This window comes from Pseudomonas taeanensis MS-3, from assembly GCF_000498575.2.
In the GTDB taxonomy this organism is placed as follows: Bacteria; Pseudomonadota; Gammaproteobacteria; order Pseudomonadales; family Pseudomonadaceae; genus Aquipseudomonas; species Aquipseudomonas taeanensis.
This window is the reverse complement of the sequence record NZ_AWSQ01000004.1, coordinates 202,183-224,832: the sequence shown is the minus strand read 5'-3', so window position 1 is coordinate 224,832 and position 22,650 is coordinate 202,183. Positions and strand designations below refer to the sequence as shown.

The 22,650-nt window shown below is 62.0% G+C and carries 21 protein-coding genes and 1 pseudogene; 9 read left to right on the top strand and 13 right to left on the bottom strand.

The genetic code is table 11. The features are described from left to right. Window positions 1-200: 200 nt before the first annotated feature. The 5 genes and pseudogenes from TMS3_RS14705 to TMS3_RS14685 all read right to left on the bottom strand — a co-directional run bounded on the left by TMS3_RS14705 (window position 201) and on the right by TMS3_RS14685 (window position 5,684). Window positions 201-1,202 (bottom strand): ABC transporter substrate-binding protein, encoded by a 1,002-nt coding sequence (locus tag TMS3_RS14705; protein ID WP_025166040.1) that lies wholly within the window; start codon window positions 1,200-1,202, stop codon window positions 201-203. 175 nt (window positions 1,203-1,377) lie between these two features. Further along, window positions 1,378-2,433, bottom strand: a complete 1,056-nt coding sequence (locus tag TMS3_RS14700; protein WP_025166039.1) for a quaternary amine ABC transporter ATP-binding protein — start codon at window positions 2,431-2,433, stop codon at window positions 1,378-1,380. 12 nt (window positions 2,434-2,445) lie between these two features. Beyond that, window positions 2,446-3,057 (bottom strand): annotated as a pseudogene (locus TMS3_RS14695) (ABC transporter permease); the annotation flags it as partial. A gap of 309 nt (window positions 3,058-3,366) precedes the next feature. Next, entirely contained in the window at window positions 3,367-4,368 is a 1,002-nt protein-coding gene (locus tag TMS3_RS14690; protein WP_025166037.1) for an ABC transporter substrate-binding protein, read from the bottom strand. Window positions 4,369-4,571: 203 nt separating this feature from the next. Beyond that, window positions 4,572-5,684: a mandelate racemase/muconate lactonizing enzyme family protein gene (locus TMS3_RS14685; protein WP_025166036.1), complete on the bottom strand. Its 1,113-nt coding sequence runs from the start codon at window positions 5,682-5,684 to the stop codon at window positions 4,572-4,574. 243 nt (window positions 5,685-5,927) lie between these two features. On the opposite strand from TMS3_RS14685, the gene TMS3_RS14680 reads away from it, so the two are divergent. The 5 genes from TMS3_RS14680 to TMS3_RS14660 are packed head-to-tail and all read left to right on the top strand — an operon-like array spanning window position 5,928 to window position 9,906. Further along, complete coding sequence (locus TMS3_RS14680) at window positions 5,928-7,013, top strand: mandelate racemase/muconate lactonizing enzyme family protein (protein WP_025166035.1); 1,086 nt, start codon at window positions 5,928-5,930, stop codon at window positions 7,011-7,013. A gap of 30 nt (window positions 7,014-7,043) precedes the next feature. After that, window positions 7,044-7,973 carry a 2-hydroxyacid dehydrogenase gene (locus tag TMS3_RS14675; RefSeq protein ID WP_025166034.1) on the top strand — a complete coding sequence of 310 codons (930 nt, stop codon included), beginning with the start codon at window positions 7,044-7,046 and terminating at the stop codon, window positions 7,971-7,973. Window positions 7,974-7,988: 15 nt separating this feature from the next. Next, window positions 7,989-8,762, top strand: a complete 774-nt coding sequence (locus tag TMS3_RS14670) for an SDR family NAD(P)-dependent oxidoreductase (protein WP_029866383.1) — start codon at window positions 7,989-7,991, stop codon at window positions 8,760-8,762. Between the two features lie 29 nt (window positions 8,763-8,791). Next, on the top strand, window positions 8,792-9,163 hold the full coding sequence (locus TMS3_RS14665) for a tautomerase family protein (protein WP_025166032.1): 372 nt from the start codon (window positions 8,792-8,794) through the stop codon (window positions 9,161-9,163). A 44-nt stretch (window positions 9,164-9,207) separates the two neighbouring features. Beyond that, window positions 9,208-9,906: an SDR family NAD(P)-dependent oxidoreductase gene (locus TMS3_RS14660; protein ID WP_025166031.1), complete on the top strand. Its 699-nt coding sequence runs from the start codon at window positions 9,208-9,210 to the stop codon at window positions 9,904-9,906. 71 nt (window positions 9,907-9,977) lie between these two features. Here the strand turns inward: TMS3_RS14660 and TMS3_RS14655 are convergent, their stop codons facing one another. Both TMS3_RS14655 and TMS3_RS14650 read right to left on the bottom strand, forming a co-directional pair. Then, a complete protein-coding gene (locus TMS3_RS14655; protein WP_083491767.1) occupies window positions 9,978-11,225 on the bottom strand; it encodes a M24 family metallopeptidase in 1,248 nt (415 codons plus the stop codon). A gap of 102 nt (window positions 11,226-11,327) precedes the next feature. Next, entirely contained in the window at window positions 11,328-12,212 is an 885-nt protein-coding gene (locus TMS3_RS14650; RefSeq protein ID WP_200929672.1) for a HalD/BesD family halogenase, read from the bottom strand. A gap of 139 nt (window positions 12,213-12,351) precedes the next feature. Here TMS3_RS14650 and TMS3_RS14645 point away from each other — a divergent pair, with 139 nt between their 5' ends. Together TMS3_RS14645 and TMS3_RS14640 are read left to right on the top strand one after the other, a co-directional pair. Next, a complete protein-coding gene (locus tag TMS3_RS14645) occupies window positions 12,352-13,230 on the top strand; it encodes a LysR family transcriptional regulator (RefSeq protein ID WP_025166028.1) in 879 nt (292 codons plus the stop codon). A 182-nt stretch (window positions 13,231-13,412) separates the two neighbouring features. Beyond that, entirely contained in the window at window positions 13,413-14,294 is an 882-nt protein-coding gene (locus TMS3_RS14640) for a HalD/BesD family halogenase (protein WP_025166027.1), read from the top strand. 69 nt (window positions 14,295-14,363) lie between these two features. On the opposite strand, the gene TMS3_RS14635 is transcribed toward TMS3_RS14640, so the two are convergent. Continuing rightward, window positions 14,364-15,167 carry a GntR family transcriptional regulator gene (locus TMS3_RS14635; RefSeq protein ID WP_083491766.1) on the bottom strand — a complete coding sequence of 268 codons (804 nt, stop codon included), beginning with the start codon at window positions 15,165-15,167 and terminating at the stop codon, window positions 14,364-14,366. Window positions 15,168-15,743: 576 nt separating this feature from the next. On the opposite strand from TMS3_RS14635, the gene TMS3_RS14630 reads away from it, so the two are divergent. Beyond that, entirely contained in the window at window positions 15,744-16,253 is a 510-nt protein-coding gene (locus TMS3_RS14630) for an eCIS core domain-containing protein (RefSeq protein ID WP_321163852.1), read from the top strand. A 241-nt stretch (window positions 16,254-16,494) separates the two neighbouring features. On the opposite strand, the gene TMS3_RS14625 is transcribed toward TMS3_RS14630, so the two are convergent. The 5 genes from TMS3_RS14625 to TMS3_RS14605 form a co-directional block, all read right to left on the bottom strand. Then, window positions 16,495-17,277: an ABC transporter substrate-binding protein gene (locus tag TMS3_RS14625; protein WP_025166024.1), complete on the bottom strand. Its 783-nt coding sequence runs from the start codon at window positions 17,275-17,277 to the stop codon at window positions 16,495-16,497. Window positions 17,278-17,439: 162 nt separating this feature from the next. Continuing rightward, entirely contained in the window at window positions 17,440-17,793 is a 354-nt protein-coding gene (locus tag TMS3_RS14620) for a RidA family protein (protein WP_025166023.1), read from the bottom strand. Then, on the bottom strand, window positions 17,790-19,196 hold the full coding sequence (locus tag TMS3_RS14615; RefSeq protein ID WP_025166022.1) for an NAD(P)/FAD-dependent oxidoreductase: 1,407 nt from the start codon (window positions 19,194-19,196) through the stop codon (window positions 17,790-17,792). Before TMS3_RS14615 ends, TMS3_RS14620 begins: the two co-directional genes overlap by 4 nt. Continuing rightward, window positions 19,186-19,527, bottom strand: a complete 342-nt coding sequence (locus TMS3_RS14610) for a (2Fe-2S)-binding protein (RefSeq protein WP_025166021.1) — start codon at window positions 19,525-19,527, stop codon at window positions 19,186-19,188. Before TMS3_RS14610 ends, TMS3_RS14615 begins: the two co-directional genes overlap by 11 nt. After that, window positions 19,517-20,662 carry an NAD(P)/FAD-dependent oxidoreductase gene (locus TMS3_RS14605; protein ID WP_407691621.1) on the bottom strand — a complete coding sequence of 382 codons (1,146 nt, stop codon included), beginning with the start codon at window positions 20,660-20,662 and terminating at the stop codon, window positions 19,517-19,519. Before TMS3_RS14605 ends, TMS3_RS14610 begins: the two co-directional genes overlap by 11 nt. A gap of 136 nt (window positions 20,663-20,798) precedes the next feature. Here TMS3_RS14605 and TMS3_RS14600 point away from each other — a divergent pair, with 136 nt between their 5' ends. Continuing rightward, entirely contained in the window at window positions 20,799-21,704 is a 906-nt protein-coding gene (locus TMS3_RS14600; protein ID WP_025166019.1) for a LysR substrate-binding domain-containing protein, read from the top strand. Window positions 21,705-22,650 lie beyond the last annotated feature (946 nt).

Sequence of the window (22,650 nt, the reverse complement as noted above, 5' to 3'; positions counted from 1 at the left end):
GACAGCAGGCGCTTATTCGGAGAGCAGCTCGGCATCGAGAACTATCAGGTATCAGATCACAGCCACGAGAGTATGGGGAGGGTTGGATTGGCATCGATAGCGGAGGCTGGCCGAGTTGCGAGCAGCTTTGCGGCGCGAATTTGCCCTTGCCCGGCAGTGGAGCAGGAAGGCGCGACCGTGGTCGCGCCTATTGTTCGGTGTTATTCGAGGCGGGAAATGACCTTGTCGGCAACGTCCTGCGGAACCCAGGTCGTCCAGATGTCCTGGTGATTTTTCAAGAAGTGCTCGGCGACTTCCTTGGGCTCGGCCTTGTTGTCCTCGCCCCAGGCCAGCAGCTTGTTCACGGTGTCATTCTCGAAGCTGACCTTGCTGAGGAACTGGTAAAGTTCAGGCGCGCCGTCCTTGATTTTGCTAACGACCAGGGTGTTGACGTCCACCACCGGATAGCCGCCGGCGATCGGCGTCTTGCAGTCGGCTTGGGTGTTGCAGCTGTCGTTGGCCGGGTCATAAGCGTTCATGTCCAGCTTGACCATGTCGTACTTGCCGAGAATGGCCGAGGGCGCCCAGTAGTAGAAGAACACCGGCTTCTTACGCTTGTAGTTGGAGGCGATCGCCGAATCCAGCGCGGCCCCAGAGCCCGCCGAGTAGAGTTCGTACTGCTTGTCCAGGCCATAACCATGGAACAGGTTTGTGCTTCTGGTTTCATTGGACCAGCCGGGCAGGCTGTTGTAGAAACGTCCCTTGTCCGAACCTGTGCTCTTGAACAGATGGCTGTAGCGGGCCATGTCCTGGACGGATTTGATATCGGGGTACTGCTCGACCACGTACTTGGGCACCCACCAGGCGTCCATGCCGCCGCCAGCGAAGACCTTGCCGGCAATGCTCACGGTGCCACTCTGCACGCCTTCGTCCAGCAGCGTGGCGATGTTGCTGCTCCATACTTCAGGGGCGATGTGCGGGCGACCTTTCTTGACCATGGTGGTGGCGGTGGTGACGGTTTCGCCGGGGATCAGCTCGGTCTTGCAGTCGTAGCCTAGCTGGAGAATCTTCGACTCGATCTGGGCGATTGCTGACGCCGATGCCCAGCTCATGTCGGCAATCTGGATAGCACCATCGACCGGGCATTTGGCCTGCGCAGTAACGGAGGCAGCCGAGAGTAGGCCGGCTAGCAGGACTGGGAATTTTGTTGCGAATGTACTCATGTTCACCTCTTGTTGTTGTTGTTTGCAGTTTCATGGGTGGTGTTGCGGGGTTAGCTAGAAAGGGGCGGGCGAATCCTCTGTGGTTAAAGCCAGGCATTGCGATAGGCATGTCCGTGCGCTTCCGGCGAGAGGTCGGGCGCGCACGGCGTTTGTGAGTTGCAGTCGGCGTGGGCTTTCAGTGATAGAGCGCCTTCATGACCTCGGCCTTGTCCAGATGGCCAACCAGCACACCTTCATCGTTGTGCACTGCCAGGCTGCTGTCGGTGCCCATGAGCAGCGGCATCACCTCTTCCAGGGGCTGGTTCACGCGCACCGTACCGGTGGGGGCCGGGCGCGCGTCGGCAAAGGTTTCGCCGCCTTTGACCATGGCCAGTGGCACCTTGCGCAGCAGGTGGCTGACGCGGATCGCCTTGTAGCGATTGACCCCACCGATGAAGTCCTTGACGTAATCGTCGGCCGGGCGCATCAGGATGTCGGACGCAGTGCCCTGCTGGACCAGCTCGCCGTCTTTGAGGATGGCGATGCGGTCGCCGATCTTCAGCGCCTCGTCGAGGTCGTGGGTGATGAACACGATGGTCTTGTTGAGCTTCTTTTGCAGCTGCAGCAGCTGATCCTGCATCTCACTCTTGATCAGCGGATCGAGGGCGCTGAAGGCTTCATCCATCAGCAGGATGTCGGGATCGTTGACCAGCGCTCGGGCCAGGCCGACGCGCTGCTGCATACCGCCGGAGAGCTGGCGCGGGTAGTGCTTTTCGACCCCGGCCAGGCCGACTTGCTCCAGCCAGTAACGGGCCTTTTCCTCACGCTCGGCGCGGGGCACACCCTGTACCTTGAGGCCGAAGGCGGCATTCGCCAGCACGGTTTCATGAGGGCACAGGCCGAAACGTTGGAACACCATGCTGACCTTGTTGCGGCGATAGTGCTCGAGCTCCTTCTTGCTGAACTTAAGCACGTCCTGGCCGTCGACTATGACCTGGCCGCTGGTTGGTTCAATCAGACGGTTGAAGTGGCGGATCAGGGTCGACTTCCCCGAGCCGGACAGGCCCATGATCACATGGATATGCCCGGCCTCGATGGCCATCGAGACGTCATTGAGACCGACCACGTTGCCGGTCTGCTTGAGGATCTCACTCTTGCTGGCGCCGCCCTTGATCTTGGCAATGGCGGCGCTCGGGTCCGCGCCGAACACCTTGTAGATGTTCTTGATTTCGATCTTGTAGTTGCTGCTCATAGTCGTACCCAATCAGCTGTTGGTGTGCAGGTGGGCCTGGGCGCGTTTGCCAAAGGCCTGGGTGATACGGTCGAAGACCACAGCCAGGAGAACGATGGCGAGACCTGCCATCAGGCCGCGTCCGACTTCCAGGCGCGTGATGCCCTGCAAGACTTGGAATCCGAGGCCCTGGGCACCGATCATCGAGGCGATCACCACCATCGACAGTGCCATCATCGTGGCCTGGTTGATGCCGGCCATGATGCTCGGCAGCGCGAGCGGGATTTGCACCCAGAACAACTTCTGCATGCGGTTGGCGCCGAAGGATTGGGCCGCTTCTATGATCTCGTCGTCGACCTGGCGAATGCCCAGATCGGTCAAACGAATCAGCGGCGGCACGGCGTAGACCACGGTGGCCAGCACCGCGGGGATCTTGCCCGGGCCGAACAGCATGATCGCCGGGATCAGATAAACGAAGCTGGGCATGGTCTGCATGATGTCCAGCACCGGCAGCATCACTGCGCGGAAGCGATTGGACCAGGACATCAGGATGCCCAGCGGTACGCCGACGGCGGTGGCTACCAGAGTGCAGACGAGCATCAGTGCCAGGGTGCGCATGCCGTCTTCCCAGAGCCCGAGAAAACCGATGGCGAGCATGGCCACGGCGATCAAGGCCGCCAGCGAGAGTTTGCGGGCGCTGGCGTAGGCGGCGGCGGACACCACGCCCACCACCAGCCACCATGGGCTATTCAGTAACACCGACTCGAAGAAGTTCAGCAGCTGTAGAAAGGGATAGAAGAACTCCTCGAGGGAGGTCGCCCACTGGATGACGAACTGCTCGATGGAATCATCGACGACGCCCCTGAAAACGCGGGGGTCTATCATTTCTGGAAACATGGGGTAAGGACCTCTTTTCAGCCGGGCGCGACTGCGGTCGCGCCTGACATTCGGTGGTTAGTTGAGCTTGGCGATGACTTTGTCGGCGACGTCCTTCGGCACCCAGGTGGTCCAGACGGCCTGATGGTTCTTGAGGAAGTACTCGGCGGTTTGCTCCGGATCGGCGCTGTTGTCCTCACCCCAGGCGAGCAGCTTGTTCACCGTGTCGTTCTCGAACTGCACCTTGCTGAGGAACTGATAGATGGAGGGGGCCTTGTCTTTGATTTTGCTCGCCACCAGGGTATTCACTGCGACTACCGGGAAGCCGCTGGTCACCGGCGTTTTGCAGTTGGGCTCGGCGTTGCAGGAGTCATTGGCCGCGTCATAAGGCTTCATGTCCAGCTTGACCATGTCGTACTTGCCGAGAATGGCCGAGGGGGCCCAGTAGAAGAAGAAAATCGGCTTCTTGCGCTTGTAGTTCGACACGATGGCCGCATCCAGGGCCGCGCCGGAACCGGCCGAGAACACATCGAAATTCTTATCCAGGCCATAAGCGTGCATCAGGTTGGTGCTGCGTGCCTCGCTGGACCAGCCGGGAATGCTGTTGTAGAAGCGCCCCTTGTCCGAGCCTGAGGCCTGGAACAGCTCGCTGTAGCGGGCCAGGTCTTCCACCGATTTGATGTCGGGGTGCTGCTCGATCACGTACTTGGGTACCCACCAGGCATCGATGCCGCCCCCAGTGAACACGCTGCCGGCAACGTAGGCAGTGCCTTTTTCCTCGCCTTCCTCGAGCAGTTTCTTGGCGTTGCTGCTCCACAGCTCCGGCGCGATATGCGGGCGGCCCTTCTTGACCATGGTGGTAGCGGTGGTGACGGTCTCGCCCGGGATGAGTTCGGTCTTGCAGCCGAAACCGTGTTCGAGAATCTTCGACTCCACATGGGCAATCGTCGATGCCGAGGCCCAGCTCATGTCGGCGATCTGGATGGTCTCGCCGAACTCACAGTTGGCGTGAGCCGATAGCGTAGTGGCAGCCAGAATGCAGGCTGCTAGCGTGGTGAGGGTTTTGACGGGCTTGCTCATGGTTCACCTCTTGTACTTATTTAAGGTTTGCAATTAACGATCGATGGGCCGATTTCGTGGGTGCGAAATGAACCCATGGATACTTATGAATAACGTTTATGTGTGAGCGGCGGATCTGCAGCTGATGGGCCAGTGTCTCGTTCGTCGTCGTGTTCTGCGCCACCCTTGCAGTAGCCTGCGAACGGACAATGGCGTGTTAGTGGTCATGCTTGTTGTCCGTACACGGCGACTGGAGCGCCGAGTGAGTCGAGGTCAGCCTCCACGCCCAGGCCTGGGGTGTCGCTGGCATAGAGTTTGCCGTCCGCTACGCGGGGCGCCGGGTAACCGGTGCGCTCATTGTTGTAGCTGTGCAGGTCGGTGGTGTTGAGGAGGAATTCAGCTGGTGTCGAGGCAGCGAAGTGTGCCACTGCTGCGGTGGCGATCTCGCCGCCCCAGGTGTCTTCGCTGACCACCTTGATACGGTGGTCGATCAAGTAGTCGCGCATGCGCCTGGCCTTGGACAGGCCGCCCTGCTTGGACAGTTTCAGACAGACGTATTCGAAGGCGCGGTCGGCCACTACCCGTTCGGCCATGCGCAGGTCGGTGATGCACTCGTCCAACTTCATCGGCTGGTCAAAGTAGCGCCGTACCTGCAGACACTCCTCGTAGCTGTGGCAAGGCTGCTCGATGATGTAGTCCAGACCGCGGGTCGCGCGGGCCACTTGAATGGCTTCGTCCATGAACCAGCCTTGGTTGGCATCGGCGATGGCCTTTTCACTGCCCTGCAGCAGTGGTACTACCGCACGAATGCGCTCTACGTCGGCCTTCCAGTCGTTACCCACCTTGATCTGAAACTGACGGTAACCGCTACCGCGTAGGCGTTCGAGATCGCTTGCCATCTGTTGCGCCTGACCCTGAGGCGCGGAGCGATACATGGGTGCGCCATCGGTCAACTTGCCGCCGAGCAGCATCCACACCGGCTGTCCGGTGGCTTTGCCCAGGAGGTCCCAGCAGGCGCTATCGAAGGCGGCCTTGGCATAACCGTGGCCCAGGATGCAGTGGTCCATCAGGCGTTCGATGCGTGCTACTTGGCGTGGGTCCTCGCCCAACAAACGCGGCGCCAGCAGGCGCGCTGCGGCTTCAGTTCCCTCACTGTGCGCCACCATATAGTTCTCGCCGCAGGGGCAGAACTCACCGACGCCGCTTAGGCCGGCATCGGTGTCGATCACCACCACAGTAGAAGAGCTCGACTCAATCACGTTGCCACGCCCCCAGGCGAAGGCACCGCTCCCATAGCTGAGGTTCTTCCGATAGATCGAGATACGCGTGATCTTCATTGCCCGCTCCGAAGTTAGGAGGTTGTCGGCGCTACACCCGGTGCAGACCAATTAGTGTTGCAGCTGGTTATCTTTGTAAATCGATAATTGATGATTGTCAACCATCATCAAGAGACATATGCTGATCACCGCAAGCAGTGGCCCATGTCGATGAGCGGCGTATTAATCAAGTCCGTTCCCGCTGCGTGGCCTGTGTCGAGCCTCAGCGAGGCGCTCAAATTAAGTGAATCGGGAACAGTGCAAATGAAGATTACGAATCTGCGAACCGTGCAAGTCGAGGTGCCTCTGGAGAAGCCGTTGATCACGGCCATCCATGAGACACGCTCGGTTGGCTGCGTATTGGTCTATCTGGAAACCGATACCGGGCTTACTGGTGAGAACTACATCTTCACCCTGAACACCTCACGCCTGAGTGTCTTCGACGACATGATCAAGAGCCTGGCCCACCACGTGGTAGGCCAGGACCCGCATTACGTGGAGCGGATGTGGGACGGCATGTGGCGCGAGATCAATCCCATCGGCCACGAGGGCATCACCATCGGCGCGATGTCGGCGCTGGACACGGCCTGCTGGGACCTGATCGGCAAGGCGGCGGGGCAGCCGGTGTACAAGCTGTTCGGTGCCTATCGCGACTCGGTCAAGGCCTACGCCAGCAGTGGCCTGTGGTTGTCGCAGACAATCGATGAGTTGGTCGAGGAGGCCAGGGGCTTCATGGCCCAGGGCTTCCGCTCGATGAAGATTCGCCTGGGTAAGCCGCGCATGGAGGAGGACGTGGCGCGTGTGGCCGCGGTGCGCGAAGCCATTGGCCCGGACATCGAGTTGCTGGCCGACGGCAACCAGGCCTTCGCCCCCCATCAGGCGATTCGTCTGGGGCGGATGTTGGAGCCCTTCAATCTGGGCTGGTTCGAGGAGCCGGTGGCCTCCTACGATCATGCGGGTCATGCCGCCGTGGCGGCGGCGCTGGACGTGCCGATCGCTTCGGGCGAAACCGAATACACCCGCCATGGTATACGCGCGATGATTGACGCCAAGGCTGCGGATATCCTCATGCCGGACCTGCAGCGCATCGGCGGGCTTACCGAGTTTCGCCGCACGGCCAGCCTGGCCGCGGCCCACAATATGCCGATCTCCACCCATATCTTCACCGAGCAGAGCCTGAGCATCGCCGGCTCGGCGCCCAACTGCATCTCGGTCGAGCACGTGTCCTGGTTCTCGCCGCTGTACCGGGAAAAAATGGAAATCAAGGACGGTCTGATTGCCATCCCCCAGCGTCCAGGACTGGGCTTCAGCTTCGATGTCGATGCCGTGGATCGTTTCCGCGTGCGCTGACCCACCCCATATTCTTTAGTGGAGGCCACCATGGCATTGCTGTTCAGTTACGCAGGCGCCGACCCCGAGTCCTGGCGCCGCGAATTCGCCAAGCATCTTCCTGACCTGGACTTCCGGGTCTTTCCCGACGTCGGCGATCCGGCCGAGATCGAGTTTGTCGCCCTGTGGATGCACCCCGTAGGTGATTTGCGTCATTACCCGAACCTCAAGGCGATCCTGTCCTTCGGTGCCGGCGTCGAGCACATCATTCGCGATCCTGAGCTGCCTGCCGGAGTGCCTATCGTGCGCTTGGTGGACGACCTGGTGGTCCGGGACATGGCCATGCACGCCGTGCACTGGGTGATTCATTTTCATCGCAACTACCATCTCTACCAGCAGGACCAGCCGAAGAAACTCTGGCGCCGCCATCCCCATCGCGATCCCGCGCAGCGGCGCGTGGGTTTTCTCGGTATGGGGGCTATGGGTGCGGTAGCGGCGAAGTTCGTGCGTGATCTGGGTTTCTCGGTCTCCGGCTGGGGGCGCGATCCGGTCAATGTCGAGGGTGTCGAGTTTTACCAGGGCGACGAGAGCTTGGCTGCATTTCTGCAACAGACCGACATCCTGATCAACGTACTGCCGCTGACCCCGGCCACCGAGAACCTGCTGAATGCCGAGCGTTTCGCCCAGCTGCCGGCGGGCGCCTGCGTGATCAACATCAGCCGCGGGCCTATTCTGGTCGAAAACGATCTGATCGAGGCGCTGGACAGCGGCCACCTCGAAGCTGCTGCCCTAGATGTGTTTCGCAGCGAGCCGCTGGCGGCGGAAAGTCCGCTGTGGGGGCATCCCAAGGTCTTCGTCACCCCGCATATCGCCGGCATCAACTATGCCCACTCGGCGGCAAGGCTGATGGCTGACAACATCAAGCGCGTAGAGGCAGGGGAGCCGCCGTTCCCCATCTACGATCCGGTTCGCGGCTATTGAGCCCGGGAGGCTGAGATGAACGGCAGGCTGGCTGGCAAGGTGGCGATCGTCACAGGCGGTACCCGCGGCATCGGCCGGGCCATCGCCGAACGTTTCCTGGCCGAGGGCGCGCAGGTGGTGGTGGCCGGACGCAGCGAAGCCGATTTGCCGTGGGTCGGCGGCAACCCGCTGTTCTGCCGTACCGATGTGGCCAAGGCCGAGGACGTGCAGGCGCTGGTGGACTTCACTCTCGAGCGTTGCGGGCGCCTGGATGTGCTGGTCAACAGCGCCGGCGTGCAGCTGGAGAAGCCCATCGGCGAGACCAGCGAGGCCGAGTGGGACTGGTTGATGGGCATCAACCTCAAGGGCGTGTTTCTCTGCGCCAAGGCCGCGCTGGCGCCCATGACCCAGGCCGGCGGCGGGGTCATTCTCAATATCGGCTCCTATGACGGCTTCGCCGCCGATCCGGACCTGGCCGCCTACTGCGCCTCCAAGGGCGGCGTGCATGCCCTGAGCAAGGCCATCGCCGTGGACTACGGCGCCGTGGGCATTCGCTGCAACGCCATCTGCCCGGGCTGGATTCGCACCGAAATGATGGATGCCTACCTGAAGAGCCAGGCGGACCCGGCCGCGGCTGAACAGGCGGTGATCGCCCAGCATCCGGTCGGTCGCCTCGGCCAGCCGCAGGACATCGCCAACCTGGCGACCTGGCTGGCCTCGGACGAGGCCTCTTTCGCCAGCGGCCAGCTGTTCGTGCTGGACGGTGGCCTGACCGCCCATGCGCCGTACGTGCAGGGGCGTACACAGTGATTTCAATCAACCCAACAGGAGTAAGCTGAATGCCGACCATTCGAATCCAGGCCATCGCCCCCGCGAGCTGCAATATTGGCCAGTTGTTGACCCGCTGCACCGCGGCGGCGGCCGATGCGCTGGGAATTCCCCAGGATTATTGCTGGGCGATCTTCCAGCCGGTTGCGCCCGGAACCTACGCCGAGGGCGAGTGCATCTGGAGCGCGTCGGAAGCCGGGCGGGCCGCGCCGCTGATCTCGATCACCGCCCTGGAAGGGCGCACGGGTGAACTCAAGGCGGCGGTGCTGCGTGCTACATCCAGCGTGGTCGCGGAGGCCCTGGCGGTGCCGCTCGAACAGGTCTTCGCCGAGTACCGCGACATTCCCAAGGGCCAGGCCTTCAGCGGTGGGCGTATTTGCTGACAGGCTCCAACCGCTAAATCCATAACGTGCGAAGGAGGCTAACCATGAATAACCAGCGAGCCGTTGCCGTGGTCGCCGGGGTCGGTCCCGGCCTGAGTGCTGCCGTCTGCCGCAAACTTGCCGCGCAAGGCTATGCGGTGGCCGGCCTGGCCCGCAGTCGGGAGGTCGGCGAACACCTCGCTCAAGAGATTGGCAATACTGGTGGCGTGATGCAGCTGTTCACCTGCGACCTGAGCGACGAGGTCGCGTTGAGTCAAGCCTACGATGCCATCGAGGCTGATCTCGGCGTGCCCGAGGTGCTGGTCTACACGGCGGGTGCCTTCCTTTGCCAATCCCTAGTGGACACCAAGGCCGCCGACTTCGAGACTCTGTGGCGGGTCAATTGCCTGGGCGCCTTTCTCTGCGCCCAGCAGGCTGTGCCCCGCATGCAACAGCGCGGCGGCGGCACGGTGATCTTCACCGGCGCCACCTCGGCGGTGAAGCCAGGCGCTCGTTTTGCCGCCTTCGGCTCCAGCAAATTTGCCCAGCGCGGCCTGGCTCAGGCCATGGCCCGCGAACTGGGGCCCCAGGGCATTCATGTGGCGCACGTGATTCTCGACGGCGTGATAGGTGTGGCAGGCGAGGATGAGAGTAGTTGTCTAAAGGCCGAGGCCATCGCTGCCAGCTATCTGCATCTGATCCAGCAAGACCGCTCGGCCTGGACATTCGAGTTGGATTTGCGCCCGGATGTGGAGCGTTTTTAATGGCTAAATAGTGAGGCAGCTGGCTGGTCGAACGGTGAGTCAGGGTAGATTCACCGCTCGCTGAGCAATCCTCAGACTAGCAAGTCTTCCTCGAACGGGTAACGCGACAGTACCTCGCAACCGTTGCGGGTGACCAATACCTGCTGCTCCAGTTTGACCCCCTCGTAGCCACCCTCTGCGCCCATGTAGCTCTCCACGCACAGGGTCATGTTCTCCTCGATCACCCCGTCGTAGCCGTACTTCTCGAAATCCTGGGGATAGAAGATGCTCGGGTGCTCGTCGCACATGCCGATGCCGTGGGCGATGCAGGGGTAACGGTTGGCGACGAACTCGGCCGGCGGCCTAAAGGCCTTCTCCGATAGCTCGCGGTAGCTGACGCCGGGGCGGATCAGCTCGAGATTGTGATGGATCTCGTCGTGCGCTAGTTGATAGAGCTTGCGTTGTGACGGGGTAGGTCTGCCCGGACCGCAATGGAAGGTGCGCGACACGTCGGCGCAGTAGCCCAGGGGGCCGATCATGTCGGTGTCGAAGGCCACCAGTTCGCCGGGACGGATGATCCGGTCGCTGGCTTCCTGCAGCCAGGGGTTGGCCCGATCGCCGGAGGACAGCAGGCGGCAATCTATCCACTCACCGCCCATGGAAATATTGGTCTGGTGCAGGATCGACCACAGCTGTACCTCGGTCATGCCGGGCGTCAGCGCCTCGCGCATGCGTGAAATGCCGACCTCGGCCACGGTGATCGCATGGTTCATGCAGAGCACCTCTTCCGGCGACTTGATCAGTCGCGCGGCCTCTACCAGCTCCTGGGCATCGAAGATGTCATGGCCGCAATTGGCCAGTGCCAGGGGAATGCGCGCATCGGTGCGGCCAATCGCCAGACGCCGGTTGCCGCCGCCGTGCTCGTGCATCAAGGAGGCGACCTCATCGACCCACTGGTTGACCCACTCCTGCTCCCGGCTGCCACCGAAGAAATAGTTGAGCTGCAGCGCCGGACGGTATTCGTCGATGGTCTCCAGGCCACGGGCTATGTGGTAGGAAGACTCCGATTCATAGAGGATCACCGGACCCTGGGCCGGTACGAACAGGTAGCTGCAGGGGATATGCATCTGGAACAGGGCATAGTTTCGAAACCCCGTGGCATAGCGGATGCTGATCGGGTCGAAGAGGATGCAGGCGGCGTAGTCGCGCTTGATCAGTTGCTCGCGGATGCGGCCAAGGCGGTAGGCACGCAGGCGACGCATGTCGATCTGCGCTTCGGTATCGGTCAGGCGCATCACCGGCGAGGTGTGGGCCAGGCGGACCATGTCAATGTTGCTCATGCAATAGCACCGGATATGATTTTTTGGAGGACCGTTGTGGCGGTGGCGGGCTCAAAAAAGCGCCGTCGATTGCTCGGACGGCGCTGTAAGGGCGCGCGGGGCTCAGTCGAGCAGGCGGTCCGGGCGCTGCGCTTCACGCTCATAGTGAATCGGCTCGGCGCGACCATAGAACTGCTTGGCCCGCTCGGGACGGTTGACGCTGTGCGGATCGAGCACATAGGTCGGTAGGGCGATGTAGCGCGTGCGGCTGCCTTCGATCTGGGTCACCCGGTGCATGGAGAAGCGGCCCTTGAAGATCTGCAGATCGCCGGGCTGCAGATCCAGTTCGTGAACCGGGCCGCGGTCGCCGCGCAGGACCTTGGTGACAGCCTCGAGGTTCTCGTTCTCCGGGCTGCGCAGGTCCGGGCAGTACTCGAACATGCCACCTTTCTCGGCTCCCTGAACCAGGATGCTGACGGTGAATTCGTTGCCGTCGAAGTGCCAGGCGAACTCGTGGCCAGGCTCCATCACGCTGTAGGGGTTGCGCCCCAGAGGGTCGGCCCATTGGTAGATCGGCGCCACGCCCAGGCAGTCGGAGACGAAACGCAGCATCTCGTCGGAGTCGTAGGCCGCGCGCAGGTCGGAGTCGCCCTCAAGGAGGTCGGAGTTGATGAAGCCGTTGGTGCGTTTGTTGAAGATGCGCTTGGGGTGGTCTTCCGGCAGCGAGGGGTCGTCCTTGGTCATATAGGGGTTGTTGGAGCTCTCGGACCAGTAGGTTTGCGGCTTGAGCCGCTCGGCCTCGGCCAGCATGCGCGCGACCGATTCGGGGCGGATGAAACCGCGCACACAGCAGCAACCGACAGCATCGAGTTCGGCGCGGCATTGCTCGACCAATGCCTGGGTGACCGGGTCGGCAGGGTCATGGATAGGATAGCGATCGAGGTCGATGATCTGCTCCAGCGCGGGGCTCATAACAGGTTCGGCGAGGGCTTGTGAGGCTTGAGGCATTGCAGTGTCTCCGGGCGAGAATCATTTGGGTTGCGGCGCGCTTGGCGCATGGCCGGATCATCTGCAAAATGCTTACATTAGAAAAACGATTTTATTCACTGACAAGTATTTAAAAAGTCGATTCGAATAGGAAAAATCATTGAATATCAATCATATGAAAGCTTTTCTAGAGGTCGCCAAGAGTGGCGGTTTCCAGCTGGCGGCCGATCGCCTGCATATCACCCAGTCGACGGTGAGCGCGCGTATCAAGGTGCTGGAGACGCAGCTGGGTCGTCAGCTGTTCGTGCGCAAGCGCGAGGGCTGCGAGTTGACTGTGGCCGGGCGGCACTTCCATCGCTTCGCCTACGCGGCGGTGCGCGCCTGGGAACAGGCGCGCCAGGAGGTGGCTCTACCTGAGGAACTCAATGCGGTGGTGACCCTGGGCGTGCAAATGAACCACTGGGAGCGAATCGCCCCTGCCTGGGTCGAGACCATGCAAGAGCGCGCAGCGGACGTCGGCACGCGGGTGGTGGCCGACTATTCGGAGAACCTGCTGGCCGACCTCAGTGACGGTCTGATCGACCTGGCGATGACTTATATCCCGCGCCAGCAGGCCGGGCTGGCTTGCGAACTACTAATGGAGGACACCTTGGTGCTGGTCTCGACCACCGCACGCAAGGTGACCAAGCACTGGCAGCCGGACTACGTGTTCGTCGACTGGGGCGCCGAGTTCCGCGCTGCGCACAGCCTTGCCTACCCGGAAACCCGGGCGCCACGCTTGTCAGTGGGGCTGAGCATGATAGGCCTCGACTACATCCTGAAGCATGGCGGGTCGGGCTACTTCTCCGAGCGCACTGTCGAGCCGCTTCTCGAAGCGGGCCGGCTGCACCTGATCGAGAAGGCGCCGACCTTCCAGCGGCCTGTCTATTTACTGCATCCCAAGGAACCCATCGATGCCGAGTTGCTGGATCTGGCCAAAGGTGCGCTGAAGGATGTGGTGGCCATCGATATGCGCCAGGAGCGTAAGCAGACCCAGTGAGGCAGCTCTGTGTGGTTAGCCCGATGGGCGCTGCGTTGTACTTGCAGGAGCATTGCTCGCAGCCGGATTCGAGTTAAATTTGAATATTCGATGGATGGCCTGAATTATATTCGTTTGATTGGTGGATGAGGGGTCGTGATCATGCGGGCCGATGTGTAACCCATTGGCTTATTGGAGGCCCCATGACTTCAGCACCTGTGTCCACTACCGAGCAATCCATCCGGTCGCTTGCCTGCATCATTGACCTGGAACGCTACCCGATTCATCAACCTGACAACCCTAGGACCCAGGCTCTGGTCGCCCAGTGCCGGGCGCAACTGGATGAGACCGGTTGCAGCGTGGTGCCCGACTTCATCCGCCCCGAGGCCGTGGCGCGGATGCGGGCGGAGGCCTACCGCCTGCGGGAGCGGACTTTCTGGTCGAAGCAGAGCCATAATCCCTACATGACCGCAGAAGACCTCTCGCTGCCCGAGACCCATCCGAAGCGTTTTTTCGAGCGGCGAACCAGTGGCTTCATCAACTCGGACATCCTCGAGACTGACTCGGACCTGCGCGCCCTCTATGACTGGGATGCCATGACTCGCTTCGTCGGCGCCTGCGTCGGGGTCTGGCCTATCTACCAATGGGCCGATCCGCTGGCCCGTTGTCCCTACGCGATCATGGAGGATGGGCATTACTTTCCCTGGCACTTCGACGGCAACGAATTCACCATCAGCGTGTCGGTCGAGCAGCCGGAGCAGGGCGGAGAGTTCGAGTACGTGCCGAACATGCGCTCGGTAGAGGATGAGAGTTTCGAGGGGGTCAGACGTGTGCTCGACGGCGACCGCAGTCGGGTGCATCGGCTGATCTGGGAACCGGGTGCCCTGCAGCTGTTCAAGGGGCGCTATTCGCTGCACCGCGTGACCCGGGTAGAAGGTAAGGGCGCGTGGATCACCGCATTGCCGACCTATGTCCTGGACCCCGAAACCGTCAATCGGCCCGAGCGGGCGAAGCAGTTCTATGGATACGCGATGCCCATTCACTATGAGCGCGAGACCACGCGCCCTGACCGCTTAACTGACTGATCTGAGGCGGATTGTCACTCGCCATTGGCTATCGCGTTGGCGAGTGATACGAAAGAGCATACGACTGGATTATTTTGGGGTTTCCGTCTGCCGCAGGCTACTGATTAGCGCATCGCCTTGGGTGGCATTGTGCTCTTTGGCCAGGCGTTCGGCGGCATCAGCGTCACCTGCCAGTATTGCCTGAACCAAGGGCGCATGGCGTTGGCCGATGTTCTTATAGTCCGAGAACTCGGAGTCACAGGAGGCGATAAACACCCGAATCTGTTGCTCGGTCAGTTTGTAGTGTTCTTGCAACCGTCGATGGCCGGACAGCAGCACGATCAGCTTGTGTAGCTCGAAGTCTGCGTTGGCTATGTCTTTGGGGTCGCCGTCTTCGCAGGTTTTGCACAGATGCTGATAAGCCACTTCTAGTCGCTTGGCACCTTCAGGTTCAATGCGTTCTGCTGTCAGACGAGCGGCTAAGCCATCGAGGACGCGACGCAAATTATGTAGCTCCCAGGCGTCCTGGGCGTCAATAGCGATGACATGCCAACCGGTGTAGGGCACCTGAGAAACCAAACCCTCGTTGTGCAGCTTCTGCAAGGCGGCACGGATGGTGCCGCGGGATACATGGAACTGTTCGGTTAACTTTGCTTCCGTCAAACGTGAGCCTGCCTCCAGACTGCCCGTGACGATCATCTCGCGAAGGATGTTGGCTGTTTGCACGTCAAAGCTTTGCTTTGAAATCGTACTAGTTGCAGGCATGTTGTAGCTCCAATCACTAAATACGTTGTTAAGTGGAATCATCCACGAAGACTTATGCTGAATGGCCGGGCAGGCGCTAGGCGGTTGAATAGCACCAAGCAAAAAGGCCTCGCTATCAATGACATCCAAAGCGTCACCGCGGTTGGAGAATGCTCAATAGCATCCATCTCAGAGTATCTGGGGAATTTAGCATATCAATTGACAATTGTTAACAATTGTCAGGTGTGGGTTGGCGCCCTCCGCGTCGGGTTTCCGAGTGCCATCACTCGTGGTGTGCGTTGCCCTTGGCGAGTGTGGTGCTCTCAGGGCAACCTGAGCGTGCTGAATGAACGTGATCGGCTAGCTCAATGACTGGCCGTTAGGGCGTAGTCAGTATCAGTCGTGATAGTCCGCTTTGAGTCGAAAGTGCCAGTCATGGCCGGTTCAATTTGGCCGGCAATGGATGTTTCGATGTATTTGTCCGGACAGGGGGGGCGGGTAAACAGTAGGGCTGAGGGCAACGAATAGCCGTCGCAGCTGTCCAACCGGCGGTTGGACGGCGAGGCCGCAATGCTCAACCTGTCGTCTGCCTGTCACCATCGCCTTTGGGAGATTCAATTGTCAGCGGTTTTTTTGCGTCAGCTTTGCCGTTCAACGGTGCTGTTGGTTGCCTTGGGCGCTTCATCCGCTGTTTTCGCCTGCCCGGTCGGGCAGCATGAAGTCTGCGTGATCACCTGCTTTTGTGCGCCAGGCTCGAAAGAGGACATGGGCTCGATATTCGACAGCGTCAGCCAGGTGGCCGCCTCTGGATTGCAGCGGTGGATAGTGCAATCGCGCAACACCGCGGCAGCCGGCGATGTTCGGCAAATCCCGCTGAATATCCGTGCCCAGCTCGAGCCCTACTATGACCTTCAGGTGCTCGAGTTGGCCCGCTACAAGGTGGGCGATGATGTGGAGCTGAACGCGGCGCATACCATGCTGCAGAACCCCGATGTGAATGCCGTCACCCTGGTGGACATCATCGTCTTCCGCTCTGCCGATGACGCCCTCAACAACGTCGCGCTCTGGGCGCATGAGTTGAAGCATGTGCAGCAGTATCAGCAATGGGGGGTTGGCGAATTTGCCTCGCGCTATACCCGGGATTATCAGGCTGTCGAGGCGCCGGCCTATGCGATTCAGGTGCAGGTGGCCAGAGCGCTGCGAGCCAGCTTGGCCCAGGCCGAGCGGCCTCGTTAACCGCTGCAGGCAAAGGGCGGGCAAGGGCGAGAATGGGGGCTGGTTAGGTTGGCGCTGCGACTGTCGACAGCGGGGCGCTGGAGATCGCGCGGCTGCGCTCGGGTATGTTAGTCCTCTCGTCCAGTGAACACCGCTGATGCTTCTGCCCGGACACACCTATTGAGCCGTTAACCACCACGCTCGCCGCAGCCCCGCAGCCCCGCAGCCCCGCAGCCTCGGGGCCGCGGCGAGCGTTGGCTGATCAGTCGCCGTAGATGTCGAAGTCGAAGTACTTCTTGCGGATCTGCTCGTAGGTACCGTTGGCGCGGATGGCGGCCAGGGCCTTGTTCAGCTCGGCGGCCAGTGGGTCGTTCTTGCGCACCGCGATGCCGGCACCGGTGCCGAAATACTGCTCTTCGCTGAAGTTCGGCCCAACGAACTGAAAGGGGCTGCCTTCCGGCTTCTTCAGCAGGCCTTCTTCGATGGCGATGGAGCCAGCCAGGCTGGCATCCAGACGGCCGGCCAGCAGGTCGAGGAACACCTCGTTCTGGGTGCCATAGCGAACGATCTCGGCACCGGCGGGCTCAAAATACTCGCTGGCGTAACGGTCGAAGTTGGTGGCGCGCTGCACGCCGATGCGCTTGCCCTTGAGGTCGGCCGGGATGCTGTCGATGCCGTTGCCCGTGCGGGCGACCAGCTTGGCCGGGACGCGGTAGTAGCTGTGGCTGAAGTCCACCGACTTCAGGCGTTCCTCGGTGATCGATACCGACGACAGAGCCGCGTCGATCTTGCGCACCTTGAGCGAGGGGATCAGGCCGTCGAACTCGACCTCCTTCCATTCGCAGGTGACCTTCATCTCGGCGCACAGGGCCTGGCCGATGTCGTAATCGAAGCCCTGGATCTGGTTATCCGGGGTCTTGTAGGCGAACGGCGGGTAGGCCGCCTCGATGCCCAGGCGCAGGTGCTTGTCGGCGGCCTGGGCGGTGCAGGCAAAGGCGACCAGGGTCGCCAGGCCGAGGGTCTTGAGAGTGCTGTAGCGATTCATAGGTGGCTCCAATTACGTTGTTGTTGTAATCCGGATGCTCCAGGAAATGAAGTCACCCGTTATCGGCAGCAGCACGTCGAATGACTGCTGTGCATGGCGCTTGGCTGGCCATTCTGGCCATACCTCCGGGCGGGCCCGGTGGGTTCAGGGTGAATGCCGTGCTCAGACCGCAGCGGTGACGATCAGCTCAAGGCGAATGGCCGGATCGTCGAAGGTCACTTGGGCGGTGGCGCGGGCTGGCGTTTCGCCGGGGGCGAACCAGGCGCTCCACTGCTCGTTCATCGCCGTGAAGTCGCCGAGCATGTCCTTCATCCAGATCTGTGCACTGAGCAGGCGGCTCTTGTCGCTGCCGACCTCTGCCAGTAATTCCTCAAGGCGTTGCAGCACCTGGCGGGTTTGCCCGCGCACGTCCTGACTGCAGTCGGCGGCGACTATGCCGCTGAGCCAGGCCACGCCGTTGTGCACCACCACGCGACTGAGGCGGGGATTGCTGTCGATGCGTCGGATGCTGTTCATAAGGACTCCTGGAGGGCGCTGGCTGTGGGCTCACTGGCCAACTGGGCGAGGGTGATGGGTTTCAAGGGCGAGCGGATGCGGTAGTAGCCGACCTGCTCGGGGCAGACGCCACGGCGCTCAGCAATCACTTCAGTCACGCTCAGGCCGCACAGGCGGCCCTGGCAGGGGCCCATGCCGCAGCGGCCGAAGGCCTTGGTCTGGTTGGGGCCGAGGCAGCCAAGGTCGACGTGCTGGCGAACGTCGCCGGCGCTGACTTCTTCGCAGCGGCAGACGATGACCGAATCCGCCGGCACGCGACTTTCCAGTGGCGGGCGGTACAGGGCGTCGAGCAATGGTCGCGCGGCGAGCTGTCGGGCCAAGGCGTGGCGGTAGGGCTTGGCGAGTGCCTCGATGGCAGGCGCAGCGAGGCGTTGCAACTGTCCGACGATGGCCAGGGCAGCGAGTCGGCCCTGTTGTTGTGCCACCAGCGCGCCGCCAATGGCGCCGCTGTCACCGGCGATGAAGATGCCTGCCAGGCTGGTCTCGCCCCAGGCGTCGCGCTCGACGCTCCAGCACAGTTGTTCGCTGCTCCAGTGGTGCTGCAGGCGCAGCGACCAGCTGATCTGGGTGTTCGGCACCACGCCCTGATGCAGCAGGATCAAGCTCGCCGGAATGCGGCGCTCGACGCCGCCACTGCTGAAACGCAGGGCCTGAGCCTGCTCTTCGCCCTCAATCGCCAGATCGCGCGCACCGCGATAATGCTTCACCCCGGCGCGGCGCAAGCTGGCCAGCAGTGACACGCCCTTGAGCAGGTCGCGCCAGCCGCGCAGGGCTTTCGGCAACTGACGCCAGGCGCGCAGGGCATCGGCATGACTGCTGGTGTCGACCAGCGCCGCCAGGGCAATGCCGGCGCGCAGGTACTGCACGGCCAACAGATACAGCAGTGGGCCACAGCCGGCCAGGATCACCGGAGCGGCTGGCAGCAGCGCGGCACTTTTCAGCAGGATCTGCCCGGCACCGGCGGTCATCACCCCGGGCAGGGTCCAGCCGGGAATCGGCATGGGCCGCTCATAGGCGCCGGTGGCGATCAGCAAGCGGCGCGCCTGCAGCACATAGGCGCGGCCGTCGAGCAGGTAGTGCACCTGTTTCTGCGGGGTGACTTGCCATACCGCTGCACCGGCGATGTAGCGCGCGCCGCAGGCCATAAAGGCCTGGCTCAGACGCAAACCGGCCTGGTAATCCGCACCCAGTATCGCCAGGCGCTGCGGGTCGCTGTGGTCGATGTTGCGGTAGATCTGTCCGCCGGGGGAGCGCTGCTCGTCCAGCAGCGCCACGCTCAGGCCATGGCGGCGCGCCTCGAGCGCTGCGCTCAAGCCGGCCGGGCCGGCGCCGATGATCAGCAGGTCGAAGGTTTCAAGCGTCATCGTGGTGCTCCTCCAGCGCGGACGCCGGGCTCAGGCTGCGGGCCCCGTGCTGGCTGCGCACGCGCAGGCCGGGCGCAACCGGCAATAGGCAGGCCTGGCAGTTAGGCACGCCATCCACCTCAACCAGGCATTCGAAGCACACCCCCATCATGCAGTAGGGCGCGCGCGGGCTGCCGTTCACCGGGGTGCTGCGGCTGCGGCGCACGCCGCTGGCGAGCAAGGCGGCCGCCAGCGAGACGCCGGCCGGCACCTGCAAGGTCTGGCCATCGAACTCGATGCTGAGCAGCCCAGCGTCCGTGGGCAATTGACGGAACAGACTGTCAGCTGGCATGACGCACCTCGGCAGGGGTGGTGAAACGTTGCAGGTCGAAGGGGCTGATCTCCGGCAGTGCCTGTTCCCCGGCGATCCAGGGCGCCAGGCGCAGTGCATGGGCGGCGGCCAGGGTCACGCCGCTGTGGCAGGACAGCAGGCTGGCGCCCGGCGCACCGGGCAGGGCCTGATAGATCGGCGCGCCATCTGGGCTCAATACCCGCAACGCGCCCCAGGCACGCACCAGACGCACATTCGCCAGGCGTGGAAAACACCGCACCGCGCGCCCGGCGATATCGGCCATCACCGCGCTGCTGGTGCCGTCGTCGAAGCCCACCGACTCCGCCGAATCGCCCAGCTGCACGGTGCCTTCGTCGGTCTGGCGGACGGTGCTGGTGGGGTAGTGCAGGAAGGGTTCGAGGCGTTCGGTCACCAGAATCTGCCCGCGACTGGGTTGTACTGGTACCGGCTGGCCCAGCAAGGCGCCGAGCTCCCGGTTGCCCAACCCGGCCGCCAGCACCAGGCGCTCGCTGTGCCAGCGCTGGTCGCCGCTGGCAATCTCGAAGCCCTCGCCGCGTTGCGCGATGCCACTGACGCGGCGGCCATTGAGCAACGTCACCCCGCGTGTTTGACAGGCGGCATGCAGAGCGCGCAGCAATTTGAGCGGATTGACGTGGCCATCCAGCGGCGAATAGCAGGCGCCGACTACCTGCGGGCCGACACCGGGCAGGCGTTTGCGCAGTGCGGCCGGGTCGAGCAGTTCGAAGGGATAGTCGCCATCCAGAGCATCTTTGAGCCAGCACAGACGACGGCTTTCTTCGGCCATCTCCGCATCGGACAGGCACAGCTGAAAGCCGCCGGGTTGGCGCAAGTGCACCTCGATGCCGGTGTCGTCCAGCAGCAAGCGCGCCAGCTGCGGCCACAGCGCCACGGACTGCAGAGTCCATCGCGCATAAGCCGGCATGCCGTAGCCCTTGCCCTGTACCCAGAGCAGGCCGAAGTTGCTGCGCGCCGCACGTAAGGCCGTATCGCCCTCGTCCAGCACGCTGACCTGGCGCCCCAGCCGAGCCAGGCCATAGGCGACGGCCATGCCGGCCAAGCCGCCGCCAATGACCATGATCTCAGTTTTTTGCATAGGGTGTGCCTCAGTCAGGATTGCTCCAGCTCTTGTGCTGGAGCTCAGGCAGGCTGCCTTGTCTGTGCAGGTGTGATTGATCCTAGGGGGCTTATTCAACGATGAAAAATGCTTTATTTTGGCAAGGCCATGTCTTTTTGTTATGGGGTTGTGACGAATGAACCTGCGTCAATTGGAAGCCTTTCGCGCGGTCATTCTCGGGCAGACCGTCACCCGTGCCGCGGAGATGCTGCACATCTCCCAGCCGGCGGCGACCCGTCTGATCGGTGCGCTGGAGGAGGACATCGGCTTCGCCCTGTTCGAGCGGAGCAAAGGTCGTCTGCAGCCCACCCCGGAGGCGCTGGTGCTGTACGAAGAAGTGCAGCGCTCGCTGCTCGGCGTGGAACGCATCGCCCGTACCGCGCGGGAGATCGGCAGCCTCACCCGCGGTTCGCTGCATATCGCCTGCGCACCGGCACTGGGGCTGTCCTTTCTGCCGCGGGCGATCAGCGCCTTTCTCAAACAGCACGAGCAGGCGCAGATCACCCTGGTGGTGCAATCCTCGCGCGAAGTGGTGGACCAGGTGGTGGGGCAGCGCTGCGACCTGGGGTTTATCGTGCAGCCCAACACCTACCCCAGTCCGCGCAGCGAGAAGCTGCTGAAGTCGCGGCTGCTCTGTGCGCTACCGGTCGGCCATCGTCTACAGGACAAGGCGCTGATAGTGCCCGAGGACCTGCAGGGTGAGGCCTTCATCTCCTACCCGCAGGCGATCGCCTCGCGCCAGCATATCGACGCGATTTTCGCCGCCCACGACGTCGAGCGAGAACTGCGCCTGGAGACCCAACTGTCGATCCCCATGTGCATGTTCGTCGAGCAGGGCGCCGGGGTCGCCCTGGTGGATGCCATCAGCGCGCTGGAATACCGCGGCACGGGCGTGCTGTTTCGCGCTTTCGAGCCGGCGATCGAGATGGATTTCAGCATGCTGATGCCCACCCAGGCCCGGCTTTCGAAGTTTCACCAGCGGTTCCTCGAGCATATGCGGGCCTTCGTAGCCCATGAGGTGCCGGACAGTTACAGAAGCTGAGCGGCTACCTCACTGCTACCTTGTGGCTTGGTGCTGAGCGGGACACCCCCCAAAGGCTTTGTCCGTGGGGGCTTCTGTACAAAAAACACACAGCGCGCGCCACGCCCCGCAGGTGCTGGCCTGTGTCCAGCAGGGCACAGCTTATCCACAGCTCGGCGCACAGATATTGTGTTTAAGTGGCGGGCTATCTTGTTGATAACGCTTAAAAAATTTTGAGGACGGCGTAGCGCGACGAGCAGGCGCAGGGAGTTGCCAGGAGCTTAGCGAGTTTCCCTGCGCGGTTCTGCCTGGGATATTGCCGCTGTACAAAAAACATACAGTGAGCGCCACGCCCCGCAGGCTGTGGTCTGTGTCCAGCAGGGCACAGCTTATCCACAACTCGGCGCACAGATATTGTGTTTAAGTGGCGGGCTATCTTGTTGATAACGCTTAAAAAATTTTGAGGACGGCGTAGCGCTGCGAGCAGGCGCAGGGAGTTGCCAGGTGCTTAGCGAGTTTTCCTGCGCGGTTCTGTCTGGGATATTGCCGCTGTACAAAAAACATACAGTGAGCGCCAAGCCCCGCAGGCTGTGGTCTGTGTCCAGCAGGGCACAGCTTATCCACAACTAGGCGCACAGATATTGTGTTTAAGTGGAAGCCTATCTTGTTGATAACGCTTAAAAAACTGGGGGGACAGCGCGGCGCGAAGATGAGCTGCGAATTTTGCCAGGTGCTGAGCGAGTTGCCCTGCGCGGTTCTGCCTGGGACATTCACGCTGTACGAAAAACACTCAGCGAGCGCTACGCCCCGCAGGCTGTGGCCTGTGCCCAGCAGGGCACAGCTTATCCACAGCGCGGCGCACAGATATTGTGACTAAATGGCAGGCTAGCTTGTTGATAACGCTTAAAAAATTGGAGGACGGCGCGGCGCGAAGATGGGCTGCGAGTTTTGCCAGGTGCTGAGCGAG